A 25,091-nucleotide genomic window follows, 5' to 3' on the forward strand; every position below is an offset into this window, starting at 1 on the left:
TAGCTACTTCACATACTCCATCGCAACACGCGAAGTCAGCTTAGTGACTAGCTCGTACGCGATAGTGCCGATATGTTCTGCCACTTCTTCTGAAGGTAAATCTTTACCCCATAATGTCGCTTCATCACCGACTTTATCTGCAGCATCAGGGCCAAGGTCGACCGTTAGCATGTCCATTGATACACGTCCTGCGATCGGTACTTTTCGACCGTTAACGAACACTGGAGTGCCGTTAGGTGCAGTGCGAGGATAGCCATCACCATAACCAATCGCGATAACACCAACCTTAGTATCACGCTCACTGGTCCAGTTTCCGCCATAACCCACACTTTCACCGGCTTTCACATCGCGAACGGCAATTAGGTGTGAGGTCAGGGTCATCACAGGCAAAAATCCAAGCTCTTGCGCCGATTTATCAACAAACGGAGAGACACCATAAGAGATGATTCCCGGACGAACCCAATCAAGGTGGCTGTCTGGCCAAGCGAGCAAACCCGCAGAGGCAGCAAGTGAACGCTCACCTTCACAACCTTCGGTAAGAGATAAGAAAAGCTTTGTCTGTTCAACAGTGGTTGCTCTATCCAGTTCATCAGCACAACCGAAGTGGCTCATGTAACGTAGAGGTTTAGCAACATTCGCACATTGATGCAAACGCTCAACAAAGTTTTGGTATTGCTCAGGGCGAACACCTAATCGGTGCATGCCGCTGTCGACTTTGAGCCATACCACAACGGGTGTTTCCAAATCTGCATTCTCTAGCGCGCTTAATTGCTCTTCACAATGCACCACGGTTTGAATGTTGTTGGTCACCAGGATGGGTAAATCGCCCGAAGAGTAAAACCCTTCCAGCAACAAAATAGGTTTAACAATGCCACCAGCACGAAGTTGTAACGCTTCTTCAATACGCGCTACACCAAAAGCATCAGAGCTTTTTGAATGCCTGGCTATATGCAGTAAGCCGTGTCCGTAGCCATTGGCTTTCACAACAGACATGACCTTGCACTGAGGAGCCTTCGACTTTATCTGGTTCAGGTTATGTTCGAGCGCGTTTAAGTCAATGCTCGCCGTCGCCGCTTTCATGTAAGTCATTAGCGATTACTCATCATCAAATGCAGGGCCTGCATAGTTATCAAATCGGGAGTGTTGGCCTTGGAACGTAAGACGAACCGAACCGATCGGACCGTTACGTTGCTTACCAAGGATGATCTCAGCAATGCCTTTCAAGGAACTATCTGGGTTATAAACCTCATCACGATAGATGAACATGATCAAATCGGCATCTTGCTCAATCGAACCTGATTCACGCAAATCCGAGTTTACTGGGCGCTTATCAGCACGTTGCTCTAGGGAACGGTTAAGCTGAGAAAGTGCCACAACCGGAACGTTCAGCTCCTTTGCCAGCGCTTTCAATGAGCGAGAAATCTCGGCGATTTCAAGAGTACGGTTATCAGATAACGAAGGTACACGCATTAATTGAAGGTAATCTATCATAATCATAGAGATACCATCGTGTTCACGAGCGATACGTCGAGCACGAGAACGCACTTCTGTTGGCGTTAGACCCGAGCTGTCATCGATATACATATTCTTCTTATCCATCAGAATACCCATACTCGACGAGATACGAGCCCAATCTTCATCATCTAGCTGACCAGTACGAATCTTGGTTTGGTCTACGCGAGAAAGTGACGCAAGCATACGCATCATCAGCTGTTCGGCTGGCATCTCTAGCGAGAAGATTAAAACCGGTTTGTCTTGCTTCATCGCTGCGTTTTCACACAAGTTCATCGCAAATGTGGTTTTACCCATCGATGGACGAGCAGCAACAATAATTAAGTCAGAGCCTTGTAGACCTGCTGTTTTCTTGTTGAGGTCGTTGAAGCCAGTATCGACACCTGTCACACCATCTTGCGGCGTTTTGTATAGGATCTCGATACGTTCTAGCGTCTTCTCTAGAATGCTATCAACGTTTTGTGGACCTTCGTTTTCACTTGCACGGCCTTCGGCAATCGCGAAGACTTTACTTTCAGCAAGATCAACCAGCTCTTCCGATGTACGACCTTGAGGGTCATAACCAGAATCAGCAATCTCATTCGCGACACCAATCAGGCTACGAACAAGTGCACGTTGCGCTACGATATCCGCATACGCATTGATGTTTGCGGCACTTGGTGTGTTTTTCGCTAAGTCAGCAAGGTAAGCAAAGCCACCCACTTCTTCAAGTTGCTCACGCAGCTCTAAATGTTCAGAGAGTGTAATAAGATCCAGAGGAGAACTTTCTTCAAGGATATCCTTTACCGCTTCAAAGATCAGACGGTGAGGACGGCTATAAAAGTCTTTGGCCACAACCTTTTCGGCAACTGTATCCCAGCGTTCGTTATCTAATAACAAACCGCCAATAACAGATTGCTCAGCTTCTAATGAATGTGGCGGGACCTTGATGGCGTCCACCTGATCGTTGGCTGATTTCTGACTTTTGGTATCCACTATGACTACACTCAATAACTAATAATGATCGTTCATTATACCCAAGAACATCCGTTTGTAATCCGATCCTATGAGTTTGTTTTATTCTTCAGGAAGAATTTACCTATTGCTGACGGAATTAACCAAGGGTAGCATTACGATCCTGCCATTCATTCACTGTATAACTAGAGGTATGCGTGTCCAAATTATTGGCTCTGAGCACTGGTCTTCTAAGCACTGGCCTCCTGAGCGCTCCAATGGCCTTAGCTGATGATGCTAAAGCCTCTGTTGATGCAATCCTCGACTCTATAGTGGTTCCAGAACCTACTGCTGAGCCGATCGTCGTTGCACCGACACCTGAAGAAAAAGATATGGATATCGCACCGAGTGATGCTAGTGATACAGAACTGCCGAGCCCGCTAAAAACGGAAGTTGAATTTGGATATCAGTCGCATACTGGTAATTCTGATTCACGTTCGCTTAACGCACGCCTTAACGGTGAGTACACGGCTGGCCGTCATAGAACCAGTGGTGAATGGAAATACTACAACCTCTACAAAGATGGCGAAGAGGATAAAAGGCAATCGACTTACTCAGCTCAGAGTGACTACAAGTTAAGCCCTAAAACCTACCTTTACGGCAGCTTTAAAGGAGTCGACTCGCGATACAGTGCTTACTTTAAGGACTACACAATTTCGAGTGGTCTGGGTTACCAGTTTTCAAATACCGAAAAGTTTGTGTTAGAAGTCGAAGTGGGCCCAGGTTTTCGTTACCAAGAACCTAACCTTGATGAATTAGACGACGATGACATCATCTTCCCAGAGATTGTTGAAGAGGCAATTTTCCGTGGCAACGTGAATACGTCTTGGCAGGTATTGAAGAATTTGCAGCTCAAGGCCGACGTGACGCTTGTCTCTGGTCACAGTAACCTAAAGTTTGATACTGAACTCGAAGCCATCAATGATATCACTGACAATATCGCGCTGAAGATCGCACACTCTCGCCAGTACCACGATAAAGTGCCTGAAGGGTTAAGCAAAGAAGACTCTGTTCTATCGATCAACTTGCTATTCCAATTCTAATCTTAGGCCACTTCTAACCTTGAGAACGGCTTGCTCAGCAATAACAGCTTATGGATCACTATAAGCTTTTTACCGATTGTAGCCCTTCCTTATACTCCTATATTCCAGACATAAAAAAACACCAGCCGAAGCTGGTGTTTAAAACTTTCAAAAGAAAGAATTCGTCTTGGTACTGAAATTACTCAGCTGCAACGATAGCGATTTTCGCAGTAGCAAAAACTTCAGAGTGAAGTTGGATGCTTACTTCGAATTCGCCGATGTTACGTAGAGCGCCTTCAGGTAGGCGTACTTCGCTCTTAGCTACTGCAACACCTGCCGCTGTAATAGCGTCAGCGATGTCACGAGTACCGATAGAACCGAATAGTTTACCTTCGTCACCAGCTTTAGAAGCGATTGAAACGCCTTCTAGAGTGTTAACGTTCTCTGCACGAGCTTCAGCAGCAGCTAGTTGCTCAGCAACTTTAGCTTCTAGTTCAGCACGACGAGTTTCGAACATAGCAACGTTGTCTTTAGTTGCCATAACTGCTTTACCCTGTGGGATAAGGAAGTTACGAGCGTAACCAGATTTAACGTTTACTTGGTCGCCAAGGCCACCTAGGTTACCGATCTTATCAAGTAGAATAACTTGCATTATCTTAGTCCTCTTAAACTATTATTAACTATTACCGATTACTGATGCTTGTCAGTGTACGGTAGTAGAGCTAGGTAACGAGAACGCTTGATAGCGCGAGCTAGTTGACGCTGGTACTTAGCGCTTGTACCAGTGATACGGCTAGGTACGATTTTACCAGCTTCAGTGATGTAGTTTTTAAGAGTTGCTACGTCTTTGTAGTCAATCTCTTGTACGCCTTCTGCAGTGAAACGGCAGAATTTACGACGACGGAAGAAACGAGCCATGGGCTATCTCCTGATCTTAAATTTAGTAAAGCGGTCTTTCACAATTATCGAAATAACTATCAATGACCTAAAACAAGTTGAGAATTTTTTAAGGCGTTAAGCCAAAAAAGAATTACTCAGCAGCTGCTTCTGGTTTAGCTTCTGTACGCTCTTCGCGACGAGGAGCACGCTCTGCACGCTCTTCTTTTTGCTTAAGCATAATAGATTGCTCAGTCACAGCGCCTTTAGTGCGCATGATCATGTTACGTAGAACTGCATCGTTGAAACGGAAAGCAGTTTCTAGCTCGTCAATCACTTCTTGACCAGCTTCAACGTTCATAAGAACGTAGTGAGCTTTGTGAAGCTTGTTGATTGGGTAAGCCATTTGACGACGACCCCAGTCTTCTAGACGGTGGATAGTACCGCCAGCTTCAGTGATAGAACCAGTGTAACGCTCGATCATGCCAGCAACTTGCTCGCTTTGATCAGGGTGAACCATGAATACGATTTCGTAATGACGCATTTGGTTGCTCCTTACGGATTATTAGCTTCCACGAGTGGCCCGGTCGTCCAGAGGAAGCAAGGAACTAAAGATAAATGACCGAGTTTTAAGGACGGCAAATATTATAGAAAGAACCCTGTATTGGCAAGTGGTATTTGGCGAATAATGAAACAGTTTTTCTTTCGCCATTTAGGGGCTGTTAATCTTTCGAGCTGGCTTTTGCAGTTCTTTGTGGGAAATTTATACAAGGCAGAGGCTTTGACGTGTAGCTAGCCTACATAAAAAGCCGATAACGCAGTAGAAATGAACCACAAAGACTGCCCGAAGGGTTCGGCTAAAATCGTTTTATGCTTTGTTGAAGAATATTTGCTTAGAATGACTAGGCTACATACTCTTCGCCGCGCCTAAAACGATTTTATCTCGAACAAAATTCAACCACGAAAGAGCAACAGCCCCTTGCCATCTGATAAACCAATCGATTCTGCCATAACAGCCTAAAAACAAACGCCCACCAACAAGTGGTGAGCGTTAATAAATTCATAGACTTAAAGTCGTTTTGCCTTTTGACTCAGCTTTACTCTATTGAGCTAGGCGCTGACGTACCGCTTCAAACAGACAGATGCCTGATGCTACCGAAACGTTTAGGCTCGACACGCTGCCGGCCATTGGAATCTTAATTAGGTCATCACAGGTTTCACGCGTTAGACGACGCATACCGTCACCTTCTGCCCCCATAACAACCGCAAGAGGGCCTGTTAGCTTCGCTTGGTAGATATCATGCGTAGCTTCACCTGCCGTACCCACAAACCATACGCCCTGCTCTTGCAGTGCTCGCATTGTGCGAGCTAGGTTGGTTACACGTACTAGCGGAACCGTTTCAGCTGCGCCACATGCAACCTTGCTTACCGTTGCGGTTAACGGCGAAGAGCGATCTTTCGGTACGATAACAGCAGCGACACCTGCGGCATCCGCGTTACGTAGACAAGCACCTAGGTTGTGAGGGTCTGTTACGCCGTCTAGAACCAACAGCAAAGGCTGTTCGTGCTGCGCTAGGATATCGTCTAGGTGAGTTTCATTAAGCTGCTTAGCAGGCTTCACCTTAGCAATAAGACCTTGGTGATTCGCACCTTGTGCTTTTTCATCCAGCGGCTTACGGCCCATCTGCTGAATCGACACACCAAACTGTTGCAGTTGGTTCAGTAATGGAAGAAGGCGCTCGTCTTGGCGACCTTTCAATACATACGCTTCGATAAAACGTGCAGGATCTTTTTCTAGTACGGCTTTCACCGCGTGAATACCGTAAATAAATTCGTTACTCATTGTCTCAAGTTACTCTTATTGCTCAGAGAAGAATGACATCAATGCCGATGCATCCCTCTCTGTGTTGTTCATTTCGAGAGTATGCGTCTTGCGCCTGATACTCTCGCATTAAATTAAATCAGTTAGGCGCTAAACCTGATTAGCAAAGCGCCTTATTTAACCTTAAGATCTATCAGTCTTAAGACTTATCAGCCTTTGGCTTACGGCTTGCAGCACGCTTTTTCTTAGCGCGAGCTTTAGCAGCACCGGTTTTATTCGCTGGCTTTTTCTTCTTAGCAGGGCCTTCGCTGCTTCCGTCAGGTCGCTTAGTTGGCTCAACCATAGGCTTCGCTGATACACCTGGCTTATTACTCTTCACTGCTGAGCGCTTCTTGCTTTTCGCCTTTTTCATCGCTTCTGCTGCACGCTTCTTGGCTGTTTTGCCTTTACCACGCGGCTGACGATCGGTGTCTTCTAAGTCAAAGTCGATTTGACGAGTTTCTAAGTTAACCGCAGAAACCTTCACTTTAACCGAATCACCCAAGCGGTAGATATTACCAGAGCTTTCACCCACTAGACGCTGGCCAACAGCATCAAATTGGTAGTAATCATTCGCTAGCGCTGAGATATGTACCAAGCCATCAATGTGCAGCTCAGTTAGACGAACAAAGAAGCCAAAACCAGTCACGTTGGCAATTACACCATCCATCACTTCGCCGACATGGTCTTGCATGTATTCACACTTCAACCAGTCGTTCACTTCACGTGTTGCGTCATCAGCACGACGCTCAGTCATTGAACACTGTTCGCCGTAGAAGTCCATATCATCGAAAGTGTAGTGGTAACCACCCGTTGGCGTCCAACGTTCGCTGTTACGACCGCCTTCTTTCGCAATAAGGTACTTAATCGCACGGTGCAATAGCAAGTCAGGGTAACGACGAATCGGCGAGGTAAAGTGAGCGTAGCGTTTAAGGGCTAAGCCAAAGTGACCCGCGTTATCCGCGTTGTAGACCGCTTGTTTCATTGAGCGCAGCAACATGGTTTGGATTAACTCACGGTCTTCACGTTCATTAATCTGTTGCATCAGTTGTGCATAGTCGACTGGTGATGGTGACAAACCACCTTCCAGCGTTAAACCTAATTCACTTAAGAAGCTCTTGAAGCCCATTAAGCGCTCTTCGCCCGGAGTTTCGTGAACACGGTACAGAGCAGGCTCTTTCGCTTTCTCTACGTAAGATGCCGATGCGATGTTCGCCAGAATCATACACTCTTCGATGATCTTGTGTGCATCGTTACGAATTACCGGTTCAATACGGTCGATCTTACGATCCGCATTGAAGATAAATTTGGTTTCTACCGTTTCAAACTCAATCGCACCACGCTCATCACGCGTTTTCTTAAGCACTTTGTACATCTTGTGCAGTTCTTCAAGATGCGGTACTTCTGGCTCGTAACGCTCACGAAGCTCTTCATTGCCATCTAAGATCGCGCCTACTTTGTTGTAAGTAAGACGAGCATGAGAGTTCATTACCGCTTCGTAGTGCTTGTAACCCGACAGCTTACCTTTGTCTGAGATAGTCATCTCACACACCATACATAAACGGTCTACTTGAGGGTTCAATGAACACAAACCATTTGAAAGCACTTCAGGCAGCATTGGCACGACTTGTGACGGGAAGTATACCGAGTTACCACGGTTAATCGCTTCTTTGTCTAGCGCTGTATCTGGGCGAACGTAGTAACTTACGTCAGCAATCGCTACCCATAAACGCCAACCGCCGCCTTTCTTCGCTTCACAGTAAACCGCATCATCGAAGTCACGTGCATCTTCACCATCAATGGTAACCAATGGCAGTTTACGCAGGTCTACACGTCCTTCTTTTGCTTCTTCAGGAACATGCTCACCTAGGTTTTCGATTTGCTTATCTACCGCTTCAGGCCACTCTTGTGGGATCTGGTGAGTACGGATCGCAATCTGCGTTTCCATACCCGGCGCCATGTTTTCACCAAGAACTTCGGTTACTTTACCCATCATGTTACGTGAACGACCACCGCGATCCGTAATTTCAATCACAACCACATTACCCATTCGAGCACCGCCTTTATGCTCAGTAGGGATCTGGATGTCATGACTAATACGCGAATCATCAGCAACAACGTAAGAATGGCCGTACTCTAGGAAGAAGCGACCAACAAGTGGCGTTTTACGCTCTTCAAGCACACGAACCAAACGACCTTCACGACGGCCACGCTTACTGTTATCAGTAGGCTGAACCAATACGTAATCACCGTGCATGATGGTTTTCATCTGATGATGCGGCAGAACGATATCGTTGTCTTTACCCACACTGCCGTCTGGGCGCACCCAACCATGACCGTCTTTATGACCAATCACATAGCCTTTGATCAGTTCCATCTTCTCAGGCAATGCGTAGCACTGACGACGAGTAAAGATAAGCTGTCCATCACGCTCCATTGCACGTAAACGACGACGCAGCCCTTCATATTGTTCCTCTCCAGCAAGACCCAAAGCTTCGAATAGATCGTTGCGGTTCATCGGAATATTCGCGTCTGTTAGAAACGAAATAATGAACTCTCGGCTTGGTACTGGGTTATCGTAATTTTTCGACTCTCGGTCGGCAAAAGGATCAACAGTGGTTGTCGCTGTCGTATTTTCTGACGTTGGTGTGTTTTTTGACATAGGCGGGCCTGCTTAAGCAAGGAAGGTATATACCCCTAGTATATCTGATGCTAGGGGTAAGCTACAGATATGCTTTAGAAAACACTCAAATAACCTCAGATTGATACATATCTTCACTTTGTGAAACATCACTTCATAGACGTGGACTATCATCAAAATTTCAAGCAAACGATAAAACAAACGTTTGCGCCATGAATGAAATACACTATTATCCACGCACTTTACCAACTCCTGTTCTGAGTATGATATGAAACTAAAACGCACTTTATTGGCTTCAGCTATGGCGAGCCTAGCTCTGTTCCCATTCGCAAGTTCGGCAATGGAAAAAGCTGACCTGATGATTACCGATGCGATGGTTCTGACCATGAACCAAGACAAAACGGTTTATGAAAGCGGTACTGTTGTGGTCAAAGACAACAAAATCATTGCGGTTGGAGATGCTTCACTAGAGAAGCAGTACCAAGCTAAGCAAGTGTTAGACGTGGATGGCGATATCGTTATGCCAGGTCTCATCAATACCCATACTCATGTATCAATGACAGTTTTCCGTTCGTTGGCCGATGATGTGCCAGATCGCCTGCACCGCTACATCTTCCCACTAGAGAAGAAGCTAGTATCGCGAGACATGGTACGCATTGGTGCCAACCTAGGTAACGTTGAAATGGTGAAAGGCGGTGTGACAACTTACGCCGACATGTACTACTTCGAAGATGAAGTCGCAAAAACCGTCGATAAGATCGGTATGCGTGCCATCCTAGGTGAAACCGTTATTAAGTTCCCAGTCGCCGATGCGGCTAACGCCGAAGAAGGCATTAAGTACGCGTTGAATTTTATTGAAGAATACAAAGATCACCCGCGAATCACACCAGCGTTTGCCCCGCATGCGCCTTACACCAACACCACAGAGATCCTGCAGAAAATATCTAAGCTATCCCTAGAGTTAGATGTGCCAGTAATGATTCACCTTGCAGAATCACACCGTGAAGAAGAGAAAATCGCAGAGCGTTCTGATGGGTTATCTCCGGTTCAATACATGGACAGCATTGGTGCACTCAACAAGAACTTGGTGGGTGCACACATGATCCTCGTTGACGATCATGATATCGAACTGGTGAAGAAATCGGATATGGGTGTGGCTCATAACATGAGTGCTAACATCAAGTCAGCAAAAGGTGTATCACCTGCCCTTAAGATGTATGACGAGAACGTGCGTATCGGTTTAGGTACTGATGGCCCAATGTCAGGTAACACACTGAGCACCATTGATGAATTCAACCAAGTCGCTAAGGTTCACAAGTTAGTTAACAAAGATCGTGCTGCGATGCCGCCGATCAAAGTGATCGACATGGCGACCATGGGCGCAGCAAAAGCGCTGCACATGGAAGATAAGATCGGCTCTCTTGAAGCAGGCAAACTGGCTGACATCATAGTGATCGATACTAAGGCGCCAAATATGGTTCCGGTCTACAACCCATACTCAGCACTGGTGTACTCAGCTAACTCAGGCAATGTTCGTCATTCCATCGTTGATGGCAAGATCATCATGCAAGATCGCGACATGCTAACGGTAGACGAAGATAAGATCCGCCAAGAAGCACTCGATTTCACTAAGGTTGTTCGTGAAACGGTGATTGAGTCTGGTGAAGTTGTTCAATAAACTCGCAATCGAATAGCATGACCATCTAAACGTAAAAAGCCCCGCACTAACTAAATTAGGAGGGGCTTTTTAAGTCTTGTTTCCTGTAACAATGAGTGCAGGGATCATTACAGGTTTTTTGCTCGGTATTACCAGAACACGTCTCGACGTTTTGCTCGAGCAATAATATTGTCTGGCATTCTCTGTTCCAGACCGCTACGAAGCACAGTAATACGTCTGTGTTGTCTTTGGTCTGCGGTTACCGAGTTATACAACCAACGGTAAGCATCTTCATAATCCAATGGGCTGCCGTAGTCACGTAACAAGAGTTCCGCTAAGTGAATGCTCGCACTTAAGTTACCCATAGAGGCCGCTTCACGTAGATACGGAATCGCACGCTCTTGATCTTGTTGTACCAAAGTACCACGAGAGTAATAACGACCTAACTGCTCTAATGCAGCGGGTAAACCTTGATGTGCCGCGTTCTCCATATAGTAAAGGCCAAGCTCTACATCTTGTGGAACACACACACCCCAAGCCAACATATCACCGTATAAAAACTCATAAGAAGGCAAGCTAATACGCGTTGCGCGAGCAACGATATCTTCAACTAACTGGCACTTATCAGCTTTCACTCGCTCTAGATGTTGATTATTTTCGATTAAATTAATCAGTTCAGCTTCTGTATATATTGGAACGGGCTCTCCCACATCAGCCAAATTTGCATGACTCAAGGGTGAGCTCAGCGCCATTACTAATGAAGCTGCCACTATTCGTAGCTTCATACCTGCACTCTATTATCTGTCGCTAAAGTTATCTATTGAGGGGTGCAGAGGATTTCTACACGCACAAAACAGGGTGAACTTCACTTTCCATGATATCTGTATCGGCAATAACCCCGACGGCTTTAGACAAAACTTGCCGCTAATGGGCAATATTTTGCCAGATGGCGTTCAAAAGATCATCAAAGACGACTTCGTTATCAAATTACAGGTACAAAAAAGCCGACTGAATAAAGTCGGCTTTTAGAAAACTATTTCATTATCAAAGCACTGTTCGTGCCTGGTAATCACTCAGCGGGCATTACGCGCCGTATGGGTGAACCTTGATGATAGTTTCGTTACGATCTGGGCCAGTTGATACGATATCAATTGGAACGCCAGTTAGGTCTTCGATACGCTTGATGTAATCTAGAGCAGCTTGTGGAAGCGCGTCGATAGATTTAGCACCAAATGTGTTTTCAGACCAACCAGGCATTGTTTCGTAGATTGGCGTCGCTTCTTCGAATGACTCAGCAGCCATTGGAGAAACTTCTAGGATAGAACCATCTTTCATCTTGTAACCAGTACAGATTTTTAGTTCTTCTAGGCCATCTAGAACGTCTAGTTTAGTTAGACACATACCAGATAGAGAGTTGATTTGGATTGCACGACGCATAGCAACAGCATCGAACCAACCAGTACGACGCAGACGACCAGTTGTTGCGCCAAACTCGTGACCAACATCGCCTAGGTGTTTACCAACTGGGTCTTGCTTCTCAAGGCCATCGTATAGCTCAGTTGGGAATGGACCAGAACCAACACGAGTACAGTAAGCCTTAGTAATACCAAGGATGTAACCGATGTGACGAGGACCGAAACCAGAACCTGCAGCAACACCACCAGCAGTCGTGTTAGAAGACGTTACGTATGGGTAAGTACCGTGGTCGATATCTAGTAGCGTACCTTGAGCACCTTCGAACATGATCTTGTCGCCGCGCTTACGTGCTGCGTCTAGTTCGTCAGTTACGTCGATAACCATCGCAGTTAACATATCTGCGTAGCTCATCGCTTGCTCAAGAACTTCTTCGTAGCTTACTGTTTCAGCTTTGTAGAAGTGCTCTAGTTGGAAGTTGTGGAATTCCATCACTTCTTTTAGCTTCTCAGCAAATGCTTCTTTATCGAAAAGGTCGCCAACGCGTAGACCGCGACGAGCAACTTTATCTTCGTAAGCAGGACCGATACCACGACCCGTTGTACCGATAGCTTTAGCGCCACGAGCGATTTCACGCGCGTTGTCGATTGCAATGTGGTACGGAAGAATTAGAGGACAAGCTTCAGAGATGAAAAGACGTTCACGTACTGGAATACCGCGATCTTCAAGAGGCTTCATTTCTTTTAGAAGTGCGTCAGGCGATAATACTACACCGTTACCAATAACACATTTAACGTTATTACGTAGGATGCCTGATGGAATTAAGTGAAGAACGGTTTTTTCACCGTCAATTACAAGTGTGTGACCTGCATTGTGACCGCCTTGGTAGCGAACCACGTATTTTGCATCTTCAGTTAAAAGGTCAACGATTTTACCTTTACCTTCATCACCCCATTGGGTGCCTAGAACGACTACGTTATTTCCCATCTTTCCAATTTCTGTTGCTAATTAAAAATGGATTCTAGCACTGAATCACACTTCTTGCAGTCACTTTTTGTTCATAAACGTTAACGCTGTACAAAAATAAACCAGCCATAACTGGGGGCAGATGTGTAAAGATACTGATATCATTGCTTTTTTACAGACAAAAGGCAGAACCATGTCTCAATCAATTTGGCTCGCTATTGGGCTCGTACTTATTGTGGAAGGGCTCGGTCCCTTAATTGCACCCAATGGCTGGAGAAACATGGTCGCACAACTGAGCGAGCAGCCAGACACGCAACTGCGCCGCATTGGAGGCTGTCTTGTGGTGGCTGGAGCGGTTATCGCTTTCATGACCTACCGTTAGGTTTTCCAAAGCACGGAGCTGTTACTCAATCTCCCTCGAAGATTCAATGGTCAGTATTCAACGCATAGAAAACAAAAAGGCTCCCACAATGGGAGCCTTTTAAGTTTTAACGTATTTTGCTTATTGAGCTAAGCATTCGCTAACGCATCAGCTTATTTTGCTGGAGCGCCGCTTGCTTGATTCATGTATTGGAAGAAGTCTGTCTTCGGATCCAGTACTAGAATGTCACTCTTATCGCTAAATGATGTCTCATAAGCTTGCAATGAACGCATGAAGCCGTAGAACTCAGCATCTTTGCTGAACGCATCAGAGTAGATCTTCGCTGCTTCTGCATCCGCATCACCACGAGTGATTCGAGCTGTACGGTCAGCTTCAGCAAGAACTGTTGCCACTTCTAGCTCAGCTTGAGCACGGATAACTTCCGCTTTCTCACGACCTTGAGAACGGTGTCTACGAGCAACCGATTCACGTTCTGCACGCATACGGCGGTAGATAGATTCACTGATTTCGTCAGGAAGGTTAATCTTCTTCATACGGAAATCAACAACTTCAACACCTAAATCAGCCATCGCACTTTCTGCCGTTCCAGACAAAACGTTTTCCATGATCTTATCGCGTTCGCCATCAACTTCTAGTGCTTCTGCAGCCGCTACCGTTGTGACGACTTCGCTATCAGCAGAGTCTGGCAGGATGTCCTTATTACGAGGGCCTGACACAATCTGCTTAATTTCACGAGAACCAATTTCAGAACGAAGAACATCTGTCACTTTACGCTCAAGAAGTGCTTCTGCCGTCATGATATTACCGCCGCCAGTACTCAGATAGAAACGTCCAAAATCAGCAATACGCCATTTTGCGTAAGTATCAATTAGAACGTCTTTTTTCTCTGATGTTACGAAACGGTCAGAACGGCCATCCATCGTTTGAATACGAGCATCAAGTACTTTTACGCGATCAAACATAGGCAGTTTAAAGTGCAGGCCTGGTTCATAGATTCGTGATACGCCGTTGTCATCGAGAACTCGACCAAAACGAATTACCATGCCACGCTCGCCTTCTTGAATCACAAATAGTGACATCAATAGAAGGGCAATCGTCACAACTAATACAGGGATCATTAATTTACGCATTATTAGTATCTCCCTTGGCGTGAACTGTCTGAACGAGTTTGAGTACTAGGCTTAGGATCCGCTTGAGTTTCTAACTCAATTTGATCGTAAGTTGATGATGCTTTTGCAGGGCGAGTGCCCGACTGAGAACCACCTTGTGCGCCTAGCTTATCAATTGGTAGGTATAGCAAGTTACCGCTTGATTCAGAATCAATCAGGACTTTCGATGTGCTTGAGTACACTTTTTCCATTGTATCTAGGTACATACGGTTACGTGTTACTTCAGGAGCAGCTTGGTATTCAGGTAGCAGTTTCTCGAATTGAGCAACTTGACCTAGAGCACCATTAACTGTGCGCTCTGAGTAACCTACCGCTTCTTTCTTCAAACGCTCAGCTCGACCTGTTGCTTTTGGAAGAATGTCATTTCGGTAAGCTTCAGCTTCACGTTCAAAACGCTCTTCATCCTCACGAGCCGCGATAGCATCATCAAATGCATCTTTCACTTGCTCAGGTGGACGTGCTGACTGGAAGTTCACGTCAACAATCAGAATACCCATGTCGTAGCTATCAATAATACGGTTCAACGTTTCTTGAGTGCTTTGACGAATCTGTTGACGACCACTTGTCAGGATACTATCCATTAGTGAGTCACCAATTACCGCACGAAGCGCAGAATCGGTTGCTTGGCGTAAACTGTCGTCTGCATTCGTTACACGATACAAGTACTTGTATGGGTCAGAAACACGGTATTGAACACCCATTTCAACGGTCACAACGTTTTCATCTTTCGTTAGCATCGTGCCAGCAGCACGTAGAGAACGAATCGCTTGAACGTTTACTAGTTGCTCATCTTTGATTTCATCGATGAAGCGTGGGTGCCAGTTAAGACCAGGTTCTTCGATACGGTCGAACTGACCCAGTCGAAGTACTACTGCTCTTTCTGCTTCGCCAACGGTGTAGAAACCAGCGAAGAACCAGATAGCAATAGCAATAACGGCAATGACACCAAAGCCAATTGCACCGCCACCACCAATAGATGGCCCGTTACCGTTGCCACCCTTTTTACCAAACTTGCCACCTAACTTTTGACTTAGTTTACTAAACACTTCGTCTAGATCTGGCGGTCCTTGATCTCGGCCGCCGCGATTGTTTTTATTACCCCAAGGGTCATTATCGCGGCCGTTATTATCGCCGTTGTTATTATTTCCAGGCTCATTCCACGCCATTAGAAAGCTCCATCATTTGATATGACGTTATACTGTAGCAGTCTCTTTGGTAACGATAAAGTCACCTAAGAGCGCCCCTTCTCTTTTTTCAAGTTTAGACCAATCTATTTGTTGCATTCGGATATCTATCAACAAGTTACCATTTTCATCATACTCTTCCTGTTGAATACATTTCATCTCGAAGAATAAGCTGCGAATACGCCCCTGATGTTGATGTGGAATACACAACCGGAATTGAACCATCTGGCTAGCTAAACGCTCAGTTAAAGCTTCAAACAGCAGTTCAATACCTTCTCCTTCCATTGCAGAAACCCAAACAGCGCGAGGTGCGCCCTCTTCGTCTCTTTCAATTCGAGGTTTTTGGTCTTCCATGCAGTCAATTTTGTTCATGACTACAAGGGTTGGCACTTCATGAGCATCGATTTCTTCTAATACTTCATGAACAGCCTGAATGTTCTCACGAAAACGGTCATCACTGGCATCAACAACATGTAACAAAATGTCAGCTTCCTGCGTCTCTTGTAATGTTGCCTTGAACGCAGCGACCAAGTCGTGTGGTAGATGACGGATAAAACCTACGGTATCTGCGAGAATTGCAGGACCGACATCTGCCAAATCAATCTTACGTAGTGTTGGGTCTAAGGTTGCAAACAGTTGGTCTGCCGCATAAACACCCGCACTTGTGATGCGATTGAAAAGTGTTGATTTCCCTGCGTTGGTATAACCAACTAAAGAAATTGTTGGGATTTCAGCTCGATTACGAGCACGTCGTCCTTGTTCACGCTGCTTAGCGACTTTCGCTAAACGACGCAGTATTGCCTTTATACGGTCACGCAACAAACGTCGATCGGTTTCCAGTTGAGTTTCACCTGGACCACGAAGACCAATGCCACCTTTCTGCCTTTCAAGGTGAGTCCAACCACGAATCAATCGGGTAGAGATATGACGAAGTTGGGCGAGCTCAACTTGTAGCTTACCTTCATGAGTTCGCGCACGTTGTGCAAAGATATCTAAGATCAAACCCGTGCGATCAATCACACGACATTTACACAATTGCTCGAGGTTTCGCTCTTGGGCAGGAGATAGGGAGTGGTTAAAAATCACAATTTCAGCACCGGTTAGCTGAACAGCTTGTGCGATTTCTAGGGCTTTACCTTCTCCAACGTAGTATTTAGGGAGTGGGGATTGTCGGCTACCAGTAATCACTTGTAGCGTTTCTACCCCCGCTGAGGAGACCAGCATTTCACATTCACTTAGGTCTTCCCACTCTCCCTCTTGCGTGAAGTTGATATGAACAAGTACGGCTCGCTCGCCGGATTCATAACGGTCAAACAAGCAACCAACTCCTTATTACAGCGTAAGCTGTATCAATTGAACGATTAATCTTCAGTCTTCTCTGGACGATCAGATGACGTGCGTTGTTCGCCGCTGTGGTGACTAACTGCACGTGCAGGTACCACAGTAGAAATCGCATGCTTGTAAACCATTTGGTTTACTGTGTTCTTCAATAAGATCACGAATTGATCGAAAGACTCGATCTGACCTTGCAGCTTAATGCCGTTGACAAGATAGATAGAGACTGGAATGCGCTCACGACGGAGTGCATTTAGGAATGGGTCTTGTAGCGATTGCCCCTTAGCCATTTTATTTTCCTTATTTGTATTTTGTTGTAATTATTTAGCTAGTGGTGCACAAAAAGGTGCGGCCTTTGCATCTGAGCTAAATGAATAAAAAAACTCCGTTGTTATTGAAAGGCTGTGATTTTTTAAAAGCCTCAATAACGGATCCTTTCCAGAGTATATTCACGCAAAAGCGATCACATTATACACAGCAATACTAATCAGATGCTATTGCATCTGAAAGAGTTTCTAACGCTTGATCAATGTTTTCGCTATCTAACCAAGTTAAATCATCCCAACTGCGCAACCAGGTGATTTGTCGCTTGGCCAACTGACGGGTTGCACAGACACCACGGAAAACCGCTTCGTCTAAATCACAATTACCGTCTAAATAATCCCACATCTGCCTATAACCAACGCATCGGATCGATGGCAGTTCAGGATGAAGATCTTCTCTGGCGTGCAACGCCTTCATTTCCTCTTCAAATCCTGCTTCTATCATCTTCTCGAAACGCAGCTCAATGCGGCGATGAAGTTCTTTCCTTTCCTTGGGAGCTATTGCAAATTGTTTTACACGAAATGGCAGGCTATCGCCTTTCGTTTGAGTTAGCTCTGTTAATGTTTTACCCGAAATTCGGTAAACTTCCAATGCCCTTGAAAGCCTTTGTGGATCATTTGGGTGTATTCTTTCAGCGGATACGGGATCTATCTCTCTTAATTGATCGTGCAATGCCTGCCAACCTTGTTCGATAGATTCCGCTTCAATCTGCTTACGAATCTCTTGATCCGCTGCGGGTAATGGCGATAAACCTTCCAACAATGCTTTGTAGTAAAGCATTGTGCCACCAACAAGTAGCGGGATTTTGCCTTCCGCTACAATCTTATTCATTTCATTGATCGCATCACGACGAAAATCTGCCGCAGAATACGCTTCGCTTGGATCCAAAATATCAATCAAGCGATGAGGTGCCAGTGCAAGCTCTTGCGCATCCGGTTTAGCGGTGCCGATATCCATGTCTTTGTAGATAAGTGCCGAATCGACGCTGATGATCTCTACTGGGTATTTCTGACGTAAGCGGATAGCTAAATCTGTTTTTCCTGATGCCGTTGGGCCCATTAAAAACAACGCTAAAGGTAATTTTTCAGTCATGATATTTTGTATTTGCTTCTCTGTTTTAGCGCTTTTTAGCAAAGGGCTTTGTGTCGCGACGTATTCAGCTAAAAAGACAAATGTCGTCGCGAAAAAATTAAACCGTAAACGCGGCTATAGTCGCTGAAAAGTCGATAGGATTAACAAACTCAGGATCATCTAATGGAAGTAGACCATGCCAAAGTTGTTCAAGTTCCCCAACTAGTTGAACCGCTTCAGATAAAGTGTAGTCGCTTTTTACTTGTGCGGTTTGAATCCCGATCCAGTTGACCAATAATGGCAACAGGTCACTGGAAACATTAGCCGAGTGATTATCGACAATCTGAGCATTTAATGAAGCCGCGTAAGATAACAGATCTGGGATCAAAATTTGTAAGTTTTGCTGCCTTAAAGGAGAAGGTACGCCCATCACCATTACCGCCTCACTGTTTCGCGCCTTAAGCTCAATCCCCAGTAATGCCAGAGTTTGGCTCAGCGCCTTAGCAACTTCGACAAGTTCACTACCCAGCTTAATCGATAAGGGCACCAATAACGGTTGGCTTTTTAACGCGCCCCCTCGAGTATCAAGCTGACCAACAACACGCAATAACTCAGCCTTAGCCAAGGAAACCAGCACACTGCCGTTCTTATTGCCCATTACCAGATACTGACGTTCCACAATCGAGACCGCTTTGCCCAAGTCCGTTACAGGTACTCTTGGCTTCAAGTTAACGGGATTCTGTTGAGCAGGCTTAGCTTCTATATTTTCTACGTTATCTACTGGTGCCACATGCGCTTGAGAAGATGAAGGCTGTACAACTTGAACATCAAAATCAGGCGTTTTCAGAAGCTCTTTATAGGCTTTCACTTCTCGCTTAGATGGCGCGGGGTCACCATGATGCTGGTGTGGCTCTTTCTCTTTTTTAGGTTCAGGTCGAGACTCTATCCACTCTTGGCGAGGAGAACCGGTAAAACTGCTTTCACTAGCAGACGAGCTTCGGCCAGCAGATGAACTTGAGCTGGTTGATGGAGCATAGTATCGCCCAGCATCATTAACACTGTGTTGAGGCTTATCAAAAGCGTGCTCTGATTCTGCTTTTCTCGGGTAGGCAGGCGTTTGCTCAATAGCGTGTCGCACCCTATCCGAAACTTGGCTTTGATCCGAACTGCTAGACATTACGCTTTCTGGCTCAGCGAAACTTGCAACACCATAAACTTCAGAGCTCGTACTATCCTGCTGATGATGAATCACTTCTGATTGATGAAAAGCCGACTGATTGATCGGTGCAGCATCGATCTGCTTGCTCTGTGCTAAACCATCACTCAATGCTTGGTAAATAAAGTCATGCACAAGACGCGCTTGATGAAAACGTACTTCGTGTTTTGCAGGGTGAACATTCACGTCCACCTGATGCGGGTCAAGTTCAATAAACAACACATACGTCGCGAATTGGTCTGGACGCAGACTGGTTTCGTAGCTTTGACGAATCGCATGGTTGATCAGCTTGTCACGCATCATACGACCATTCACATAGCAGTATTGCAGGTCGCTTTGTTGTCTTGCTCCTTCTGGCGTGGTGATCCAGCCATGGAGTTTTAGACCTTGGTGCTCAAGCTCGATCTTAAGCATATGACGAACAAAAGGATTGCCACATACCGCAGCGATACGCTTTTCTGCTTGAACTTGTGTTTTAGCAGCACGGTACTGACGAATCATTTTACCGTTATGGCGAAGGTTGATCGTCACATCGAAACGGCTCAATGCGATGCGTTTAAGCAGTTCATCGATATGCGTGAATTCGGTTTTCTCGGTGCGTAAGAACTTGCGGCGTGCTGGTGTATTGAAGAACAGATCCAACACCTCAACCGAAGTACCAATAGGGTGCGCCGCAGGCTGCAGTTTGACCTGCATATCACGACCTTCACTGTGCGCTGCCCAAGCTTGATCTTGAGTGGCAGGACGTGAAGTCATGGTTAAGCGCGCAACCGAGCTAATACTCGCCAGCGCTTCACCACGGAAACCGAGGCTGACGATCGCCTCTAGGTCATCAAGAGTGTGGATTTTGGAGGTAGCATGACGACTCAGCGCCAAGGCAAGCTCATCTTTAACGATGCCCTTACCATTGTCACGAACGCGGATCATCTTAGCGCCACCTTTCTCGATATCAATATCGATACGAGTGGCACCCGAATCCAAACTGTTCTCAACCAACTCTTTTACAACAGAAGCGGGTCTTTCTACCACCTCACCCGCTGCGATTTGGTTAGCTAACCGAGCTGGCAGTATTTTGATCGTCATATTTATAGCTACCTTACTGCCATTGATGGAAACGCTGTTACGTTTGCACTAGTTCTTCTTTTTTAACATTGATATACCTGAAGCCGCTTAGTATTCCCAAGACTACTTGTGAGGAATAATCAACACTTGGCCGATAGCTAGGCTGTCAGATCGTAGCTTATTCGCTTGGCGAATGCTGTTGACGCTCACGCCGTATTTCGACGCAATCTTGCCAAGGTAATCACCTCTTGCAACTTTGTGTTTACGCAGAGGAACATCTTTCACTTCAACCGTAATACGTAACTTCTGACCGACTCTCAATGTTTCAGACTTCAAGCGATTCTCACGTTTGATATCTGCCACCAATACTTTGTAACGGCTGGCTATCTTACCTAGGTACTCTCCAGACTTAACCGTGTGAGTTATGGTCTTCGTTTTAACCGCACTGCTTGATGATGAACTTGAAGCGCTGCCTGGAATCTTAAGTACTTGGCCAATTGCTAGGCTGCTCGATTTCAGATTGTTGAACTTCATCAACGTCTGTGTCGACGTACCATATTTGCTCGCAATCACAGACAAAGACTCGCCACGAGAGACTTTATGTTGGCTCACGCTACCCGTTGATGACGTTGCGTTAGATAAGATAATCCCTTCAGGCGGGTTAGCCTTCAAATACTTAACGACCGCTTTAGTCACTGCTCGTGCCAATTTATCTTGGTGCGAACGTTGGAAAAGAAGCTTCTCTTCCGTCGGATTAGAAATAAAGCCAGTCTCTACCAGTACTGATGGAATCTGTGGTGAACGTAATACTGCTAAACTGGTGTTAATCGGCTTACTGTTATGCAACTTCGCAACCTTACCCATTTCAGACAGAATCGCCGTTGCCAGTTTGTAGCCCTCTTTCTGTGAGTGACTAAACTGCAAATCAAGTAGGGTTTGGTTTACGTTCTTATCATCAATATTGCCGGTGAACGCTGCACCACTGCCACCCAGCAATTCTGACTGTTTCTCTTTGTTCTCAATCCAGCGTGAGATCTCGGTATTCGCACGTCGAGTATTCAACACAAATACCGAACCACCTCTTGGTTGAGGCGTAGTAAAGGCATCGGCGTGAATAGAGATCAACAGGTGAGCTTCATTCTCTCGAGCAATCGCAACACGTCGATTCAGGTTCACAAAGTAGTCAGCATTACGAGTCATACGAGTTTTGATCCCCGGGACCGCATTCAGTTGAGCTGCTAACTTCTTAGAAATACTCAGAGTCGCGTCTTTTTCATACTTACGAGATGGACCGATTGAGCCAGGATCTTCACCGCCGTGGCCAGGGTCAATCACAATTAGAATGTCTTTCTGGCGCTTAACCTGATTAATGTTCTTACTTACCGTTGGCTTACTCGGCGTCGATGTCGCTTTACTTGCCGCACCATGAGGTAAGTCGATCACCAAACGGTGTCCATACTGACCACCCGGAGTCGGGCTCAGTTTGAACAACTCGGCTTTAGACGACTTCTTTAATTCAAAAACCAAGCGATAGGTGTTTTTGTTTGGTGGTGAGCTCTTACGAATCTTAGACAAAACAGGACTGTCTTTCACCACGACCGGTAACTTAGTCGCAAGATTGGTATTTTTTAAATCGACCACTAAACGACTCGGGCTACTCAGGGTGAAATAGCTAAAGTCCGCTTCTGATTTTAAGTCGATAACCACACGAGTTTCTTCTGGAGAAGGCCAAACCCTTAAACTTTTCAGTGAGTTTGCAGAAACAAGTGAAGAAAACAGTATAGAAAAAACAGCAGCCATCATGGCCACTGTTGAAATAAGGCGTTTAGAAATCAACATAACTCCAACTGACTAAGTAAGCGCTGTCCGTATTCACTATTAGCGGTTAAAGAAACAATACGGTGATCGTCTTGGTAACGAATATCAATATCCAAATCGGCTTCTGGTAGCATCCCATAACCTTTCTCAGGCCATTCAACCAAACAGATAGCATCCGGAGTAAAGTAGTCACGAATTCCCATGAACTCTAACTCTTCAGGATCGGCTAGGCGATAAAGGTCAAAGTGGTACACCTGCCAATCGGCAAGTTGATAAGGTTCAACTAGAGTATACGTTGGGCTCTTTACATTTCCTTGATGGCCAAGTGCTTTTACAAAGCCACGACTGAAGGTCGTTTTACCTGCGCCAAGATCACCATGCAGATAAATAGTCGTCTGCTGTGAGCAAAGATTAGAGAGCTCCGTTCCTAATTGAATCGTTGCTTGTTCATCTTTCAAAGTAAATTGTTTCGTGCTCATGAATACGTTCTCTAAAAATCGATCGTTGACTATATAAAAATCAAAAGAACAAGAATAGTAAACCGTGATGCTTTTGGGAGACAAGCACTCAAGTGTAAGTTCTATGAAAAATACTGCTCAAAACGCGTCTGTTCTGGTCAACACCACTAAGATCCGTTAAGATCCGCCCCCATTTTTGCCGAACCTAATTTTAATTAGCCTTATCTCTAATTGTAAAACAGAGAAAATAAGAATTAAGCCATGAATCTAGACCATCTTGCTGAAAAAATTAAAATCTGGGGAAAAGAGCTAGGCTTTCAAAAAGTTGGCATCTGCGATGTTGACTTAAGTGAACACGAAGCCCCTCTTCAAGCATGGCTAGATGCTGGCAATCACGGCGAAATGGATTGGATGGCTCGACATGGGATGATGCGTGCACGTCCTGATGAACTTCACCCAGGCACAATTCGAGTGATCAGCGCTCGAATGAATTACCTACCACCAGAAGCTCAGTTTGCCTCTAACCTAAGCGATACCACTCAAGGCTACATCAGCCGTTATTCTTTAGGCCGCGACTATCACAAATTGTTCCGTAACCAGTTGAAAAAGCTGGGACAAAGAATTGAAAAAGAGGTCGAGAGTTTAGACTCACGCCCTTTCGTCGATTCAGCACCTATTTTGGAAAGACCGCTCGCTCAGAAAGCCGGGTTGGGTTGGACAGGTAAACACTCATTAATTCTTGATAAAGACGCTGGCTCTTGGTTCTTTTTAGGGGAGCTGTTGGTTAACATCCCTCTTCCAACGGATGAACCCAGTGTCGATGAGTGCGGCAAATGCACCGCATGTATCACTTCTTGCCCAACGGGTGCCATTATTGCTGATGGCGTGGTTGATGCGCGAAAATGTATCTCGTACTTAACTATTGAATATGATGGTGTGATCCCTGAAGAGTATAGAGATGCTATTGGTAACCGTATCTACGGTTGCGATGATTGTCAGTTAGTTTGCCCGTGGAATCGTCATGCCGAACTCACAGAGCAAACAGACTTTCACCGCAGAGAAGATTTCCAAGAAGCCGATCTGGTTTCACTTTCAAGTTGGGACGAAGCAACCTTCCTAAAGAAAATGGAAGGCTCAGCAATAAGACGTATCGGCCACACCCAGTGGTTACGCAACATCTTTGTTGCGATGGGCAATGCACCATTCCAACAACGCATTGTTGAAACGCTGGAATCCCATCAAGGAAAAAACGATATGTTGGATGTGCATATAGAGTGGGCTTTGAATAAACAACTACAGCAGTTACCCAACTCTAGCAGTCTGCAAGAAGATAACGGTGTACAAAAAAGTAACAGCAAAATCCTCACCAAAAAGCACAGATTGATACGCATTGTTGAGAAAGGGCTACCAAGAGACGCCTAGCCCTTTTGGCATCAAGGATTGACAGCGACACCCACATCGATAGTCCAATATTTAAGACAACTCGTTGCACATAATTTTAGAACAATGTTTGACCTTGTTCTCAATTCTAACAATGTGGAAAAAATTCAGAACTCTCGTAAACTTCCGACACCCGCACAAAGTTAAACACAGTACCGATAAATGATTAAGATCAAAAAACAACAAGTTAACGATCTTTTATCAAATTCAAGATAAGCATTCAACTTGATAAAAAACAACAAGTTACGATCACCACAATTCAGCTAATATATTGAAAACAAGAAAGATCTTTTAGGGATATGTAAAGAATTAAGACTGAAATAACTTTATCAACCAAGTTATCCACACCTAACATTTTGTGGATAAGTCTGTTTATAGATATGAAAAACCTCAAGTATCTGCTTCAGAGACCTGATGTTTACTAGCATTCCAGTTGCTAAGAAAAATTTAAGACAAAAAAATATCCACCATGATGGAGGATTATTTGCTTTTTGGGGGGATTATGCTTCGCAGCATTAAAGAAAGAGCGTGACCCTTAAGGTCGCCTTTAAACTCTGTGATCTAAAGAAAAACACGGTGGTTTAAAGAGTCTTAGTAGCTTTTTAGAAGAAAGCTGGAGCGATACATCGGGTTCGAACCGATGACCTCAACCTTGGCAAGGTTGCGCTCTACCAACTGAGCTAGTATCGCA

Annotated in this window: 22 protein-coding genes and 1 tRNA gene; 5 read left to right on the forward strand and 18 right to left on the reverse strand. The window is 45.3% G+C overall.

Going from position 1 to position 25,091, the window contains the following annotated elements; all coding sequences use genetic code 11:
• Window positions 1-3: 3 nt before the first annotated feature.
• Entirely contained in the window at window positions 4-1,089 is a 1,086-nt protein-coding gene (gene alr, locus MSG36_RS23230) for an alanine racemase (RefSeq protein ID WP_248369865.1), read from the reverse strand.
• Between the two features lie 6 nt (window positions 1,090-1,095).
• The gene (locus MSG36_RS23235) at window positions 1,096-2,487 is read right to left on the reverse strand and encodes a replicative DNA helicase (RefSeq protein ID WP_016767560.1); all 1,392 of its coding nucleotides are present in this window, start codon (window positions 2,485-2,487) and stop codon (window positions 1,096-1,098) included.
• Window positions 2,488-2,663: 176 nt separating this feature from the next.
• Between MSG36_RS23235 and MSG36_RS23240 the strand changes: the two genes are divergently transcribed.
• Complete coding sequence (locus MSG36_RS23240) at window positions 2,664-3,548, forward strand: DUF481 domain-containing protein (RefSeq protein WP_050652213.1); 885 nt, start codon at window positions 2,664-2,666, stop codon at window positions 3,546-3,548.
• Between the two features lie 178 nt (window positions 3,549-3,726).
• Here the strand turns inward: MSG36_RS23240 and rplI are convergent, their stop codons facing one another.
• The 5 genes from rplI to rnr form a co-directional block, all read right to left on the reverse strand.
• Window positions 3,727-4,179 (reverse strand): 50S ribosomal protein L9, encoded by a 453-nt coding sequence (gene rplI, locus MSG36_RS23245; RefSeq protein WP_048610692.1) that lies wholly within the window; start codon window positions 4,177-4,179, stop codon window positions 3,727-3,729.
• A gap of 38 nt (window positions 4,180-4,217) precedes the next feature.
• Window positions 4,218-4,445: a 30S ribosomal protein S18 gene (gene rpsR, locus MSG36_RS23250; RefSeq protein ID WP_000090472.1), complete on the reverse strand. Its 228-nt coding sequence runs from the start codon at window positions 4,443-4,445 to the stop codon at window positions 4,218-4,220.
• Between the two features lie 112 nt (window positions 4,446-4,557).
• Window positions 4,558-4,947, reverse strand: a complete 390-nt coding sequence (gene rpsF / locus MSG36_RS23255) for a 30S ribosomal protein S6 (protein ID WP_004741278.1) — start codon at window positions 4,945-4,947, stop codon at window positions 4,558-4,560.
• Window positions 4,948-5,505: 558 nt separating this feature from the next.
• A complete protein-coding gene (gene rlmB, locus MSG36_RS23260; RefSeq protein ID WP_017063180.1) occupies window positions 5,506-6,246 on the reverse strand; it encodes a 23S rRNA (guanosine(2251)-2'-O)-methyltransferase RlmB in 741 nt (246 codons plus the stop codon).
• 178 nt (window positions 6,247-6,424) lie between these two features.
• Window positions 6,425-8,926, reverse strand: a complete 2,502-nt coding sequence (gene rnr / locus MSG36_RS23265) for a ribonuclease R (RefSeq protein ID WP_050647227.1) — start codon at window positions 8,924-8,926, stop codon at window positions 6,425-6,427.
• A 247-nt stretch (window positions 8,927-9,173) separates the two neighbouring features.
• On the opposite strand from rnr, the gene MSG36_RS23270 reads away from it, so the two are divergent.
• On the forward strand, window positions 9,174-10,583 hold the full coding sequence (locus tag MSG36_RS23270; protein ID WP_017063178.1) for an amidohydrolase: 1,410 nt from the start codon (window positions 9,174-9,176) through the stop codon (window positions 10,581-10,583).
• 128 nt (window positions 10,584-10,711) lie between these two features.
• On the opposite strand, the gene MSG36_RS23275 is transcribed toward MSG36_RS23270, so the two are convergent.
• Entirely contained in the window at window positions 10,712-11,347 is a 636-nt protein-coding gene (locus tag MSG36_RS23275) for a tetratricopeptide repeat protein (protein ID WP_050644365.1), read from the reverse strand.
• A 73-nt stretch (window positions 11,348-11,420) separates the two neighbouring features.
• Between MSG36_RS23275 and MSG36_RS23280 the strand changes: the two genes are divergently transcribed.
• Window positions 11,421-11,591, forward strand: a complete 171-nt coding sequence (locus MSG36_RS23280) for a hypothetical protein (RefSeq protein WP_248369867.1) — start codon at window positions 11,421-11,423, stop codon at window positions 11,589-11,591.
• A gap of 54 nt (window positions 11,592-11,645) precedes the next feature.
• Here MSG36_RS23280 and MSG36_RS23285 read toward each other — a convergent pair whose 3' ends face one another.
• A complete protein-coding gene (locus MSG36_RS23285; protein WP_010434108.1) occupies window positions 11,646-12,962 on the reverse strand; it encodes an adenylosuccinate synthase in 1,317 nt (438 codons plus the stop codon).
• 172 nt (window positions 12,963-13,134) lie between these two features.
• Here MSG36_RS23285 and MSG36_RS23290 point away from each other — a divergent pair, with 172 nt between their 5' ends.
• Window positions 13,135-13,323 (forward strand): DUF2065 domain-containing protein, encoded by a 189-nt coding sequence (locus tag MSG36_RS23290; protein ID WP_010434105.1) that lies wholly within the window; start codon window positions 13,135-13,137, stop codon window positions 13,321-13,323.
• Between the two features lie 152 nt (window positions 13,324-13,475).
• Here MSG36_RS23290 and hflC read toward each other — a convergent pair whose 3' ends face one another.
• The 8 genes from hflC to tsaE all read right to left on the reverse strand — a co-directional run bounded on the left by hflC (window position 13,476) and on the right by tsaE (window position 22,981).
• The gene (gene hflC / locus MSG36_RS23295) at window positions 13,476-14,453 is read right to left on the reverse strand and encodes a protease modulator HflC (RefSeq protein WP_050647226.1); all 978 of its coding nucleotides are present in this window, start codon (window positions 14,451-14,453) and stop codon (window positions 13,476-13,478) included.
• A 2-nt stretch (window positions 14,454-14,455) separates the two neighbouring features.
• Window positions 14,456-15,658 carry an FtsH protease activity modulator HflK gene (gene hflK / locus MSG36_RS23300; RefSeq protein ID WP_019825650.1) on the reverse strand — a complete coding sequence of 401 codons (1,203 nt, stop codon included), beginning with the start codon at window positions 15,656-15,658 and terminating at the stop codon, window positions 14,456-14,458.
• Window positions 15,659-15,685: 27 nt separating this feature from the next.
• Window positions 15,686-16,993 (reverse strand): ribosome rescue GTPase HflX, encoded by a 1,308-nt coding sequence (hflX, locus tag MSG36_RS23305; protein ID WP_017059928.1) that lies wholly within the window; start codon window positions 16,991-16,993, stop codon window positions 15,686-15,688.
• A 44-nt stretch (window positions 16,994-17,037) separates the two neighbouring features.
• Window positions 17,038-17,301, reverse strand: a complete 264-nt coding sequence (hfq, locus tag MSG36_RS23310; RefSeq protein WP_239829048.1) for an RNA chaperone Hfq — start codon at window positions 17,299-17,301, stop codon at window positions 17,038-17,040.
• Window positions 17,302-17,494: 193 nt separating this feature from the next.
• Window positions 17,495-18,427, reverse strand: a complete 933-nt coding sequence (gene miaA / locus MSG36_RS23315) for a tRNA (adenosine(37)-N6)-dimethylallyltransferase MiaA (RefSeq protein WP_048661597.1) — start codon at window positions 18,425-18,427, stop codon at window positions 17,495-17,497.
• Between the two features lie 97 nt (window positions 18,428-18,524).
• Window positions 18,525-20,705: a DNA mismatch repair endonuclease MutL gene (mutL, locus tag MSG36_RS23320; RefSeq protein WP_248369869.1), complete on the reverse strand. Its 2,181-nt coding sequence runs from the start codon at window positions 20,703-20,705 to the stop codon at window positions 18,525-18,527.
• A 102-nt stretch (window positions 20,706-20,807) separates the two neighbouring features.
• Window positions 20,808-22,523, reverse strand: coding sequence for an N-acetylmuramoyl-L-alanine amidase (locus MSG36_RS23325; RefSeq protein ID WP_248369871.1), 1,716 nt, complete (start codon window positions 22,521-22,523; stop codon window positions 20,808-20,810).
• Window positions 22,517-22,981 (reverse strand): tRNA (adenosine(37)-N6)-threonylcarbamoyltransferase complex ATPase subunit type 1 TsaE, encoded by a 465-nt coding sequence (tsaE, locus tag MSG36_RS23330; protein ID WP_004735870.1) that lies wholly within the window; start codon window positions 22,979-22,981, stop codon window positions 22,517-22,519. The genes MSG36_RS23325 and tsaE overlap by 7 nt, the downstream gene beginning before the upstream one ends.
• 240 nt (window positions 22,982-23,221) lie before the next feature.
• On the opposite strand from tsaE, the gene queG reads away from it, so the two are divergent.
• Window positions 23,222-24,382 (forward strand): tRNA epoxyqueuosine(34) reductase QueG, encoded by a 1,161-nt coding sequence (queG, locus tag MSG36_RS23335; protein ID WP_248369873.1) that lies wholly within the window; start codon window positions 23,222-23,224, stop codon window positions 24,380-24,382.
• A gap of 632 nt (window positions 24,383-25,014) precedes the next feature.
• Here queG and MSG36_RS23340 read toward each other — a convergent pair.
• Window positions 25,015-25,090, reverse strand: a tRNA-Gly gene (locus MSG36_RS23340).
• Window position 25,091: the final 1 nt, after the last annotated feature.

Source organism: Vibrio sp. 1CM8B, assembly GCF_023161685.1.
In the GTDB taxonomy this organism is placed as follows: domain Bacteria; phylum Pseudomonadota; class Gammaproteobacteria; order Enterobacterales; family Vibrionaceae; genus Vibrio; species Vibrio coralliirubri.